This window comes from Micromonospora sp. ABR4_055 (genome assembly GCF_056160425.1).
In genome coordinates this window covers 1-1,620 of record NZ_JBSWXD010000307.1, presented here as the reverse complement: position 1 = coordinate 1,620, position 1,620 = coordinate 1, and the positions used below count along the sequence as shown (strand labels likewise).

Sequence of the window (1,620 nt, the reverse complement as noted above, 5' to 3'; positions counted from 1 at the left end):
GAGCGGGCCGGCCGCCGGGGGCCCACCGGCTGCCCACTCCGGCCGGACCACCAGCACCGAACCGGTCGCCTTCGCCCCGGCGAGCACCGCCGGCCCGGCCCAGCCGTCGGCGCGCGGCCCCACCGCCAGGTCGGTACGCAGCACCGTGCGGCCCGCGTACCGGACGGTGGTGTCGATCCGGGCGTCGCCGGACGGCTCACCGTCGCGCCCGCAGACCAGCTCCTCCCGCCACACCACGGCCGCGCCGTCGGCCAGCTCCACCACCGACCGGGACAGGTGGTGGCAGCCGGCGGCGGCGATCAACGGCTCCGGCAGCCAGCGCAGCTCGCCGCCGGTCGCAACCCGGACCAGCATCTGCAGCGTCGACCGGCGGCCGTCAGGTCCGGGCAACGCCAGCGACGCCGCGACGGTACGCAGACACACTCGCGCCCCCGGCCCGACCTCGACGTCCAGCCGCAGGTCGTCGCCGCCGAGCGGGCCGGCCGCCGCGCCGACCAGGTGCACCTGGACTTCGCCGCCGTCGGCGGCCGCTGCCGGGCCGGTGCGGCGCAGCACCAGCGGCGGCTCGCCGCGCAGGCAGACCAGCCGGGTCCGCCCGGCGGCGTCGACCTCGGCGACCAGCCGGGCGTGGGCCCGCATCAGCCGGCGACCTCCGCCGGTGTCTGGGCGCGGGCCCGCAGCAGCCCCCGAATCCAGTCGGCCACCGGCGTCGCCGTGCGGTCCTGCACCAGCGACAGGAACACCGTCGGCAGCTCGCCCCGGCGGGCGGCGGCGTCGCGCTCCATCACCGACAGGTCGGCGTTGACCAGCGGCGCCAGGTCCGTCTTGTTGATCACCAGCAGGTCGGCGGTGCTCACCCCCGGCCCGCCCTTACGCGGCACCTTGTCGCCGCCGGCCACGTCGACCACGAAGATCTGCTGGTCGACCAGGCCCCGGCTGAACGTGGCGGTCAGGTTGTCCCCGCCACTTTCCACCAGCACCAGATCGAGGGTGCCCAACTGGTCGGACAGGTCCTCGATGGCGTCAAGGTTGGCGGAGATGTCGTCGCGGATCGCGGTGTGCGGGCAGCAGCCGGTCTCCACCGCCCGGACCCGCTCCGCCGGCAGGACGCCGTTGCGCAGCAGGAAGTCGGCGTCCTCGGTGGTGTAGATGTCGTTGGTGACCACGGCCAGCCGCAACTCGTCGGCGAGCGCCCGGCACAGCGCGGCGACCAGCGCGGTCTTGCCGGAGCCGACCGGCCCGCCGATGCCGATCCGCAGCGCGGGGGAGCCGTCCGGCAGCCGGGGCGGGTGCGGGTCGACCCCCGGATCGGGGTGGGTGTGCGGTACCTCCCCGTCGGTGTGCGCGTGCGGTTCGGCGGACCCGCCGTGGACGTGGGTGTGTGGTTCAGGACGCAAAGAGACGCACCTCCCAGGTGGCGTGGTGTTCGGCGTCGACCTCCGGGATCGGGGCCGAGCCGGCGGGCAGGTCGTCGACCGGCCGGTCGGCCAGGGCGGCCGCCCCGGCGGCGACCGCGTCGATGTCCGGCGCGAGCCGGGCCAGCAGGCCGTGCACCGCGTACGGGTCGAGGCCGAGCAGCCGCACGGCGGCGCTGGCCGGTCCGGTGACGGCGGTGTATGC

Annotated in this window: 2 protein-coding genes and 1 pseudogene; all 3 read right to left on the bottom strand. The window is 76.4% G+C overall.

Going from position 1 to position 1,620, the window contains the following annotated elements; translation table 11 throughout:
- The coding region (locus ACXAHD_RS32060; RefSeq protein ID WP_475055153.1) for an urease accessory protein UreD at window positions 1-639 on the bottom strand (639 nt) is incomplete at its 3' end.
- The gene (gene ureG, locus ACXAHD_RS32055) at window positions 639-1,397 is read right to left on the bottom strand and encodes an urease accessory protein UreG (protein ID WP_348650085.1); all 759 of its coding nucleotides are present in this window, start codon (window positions 1,395-1,397) and stop codon (window positions 639-641) included. The genes ACXAHD_RS32060 and ureG, both read right to left, overlap by 1 nt.
- Window positions 1,387-1,620, bottom strand: a pseudogene (locus tag ACXAHD_RS32050) (urease accessory protein UreF); the annotation flags it as partial. The pseudogene ACXAHD_RS32050 and the gene ureG, both read right to left, overlap by 11 nt.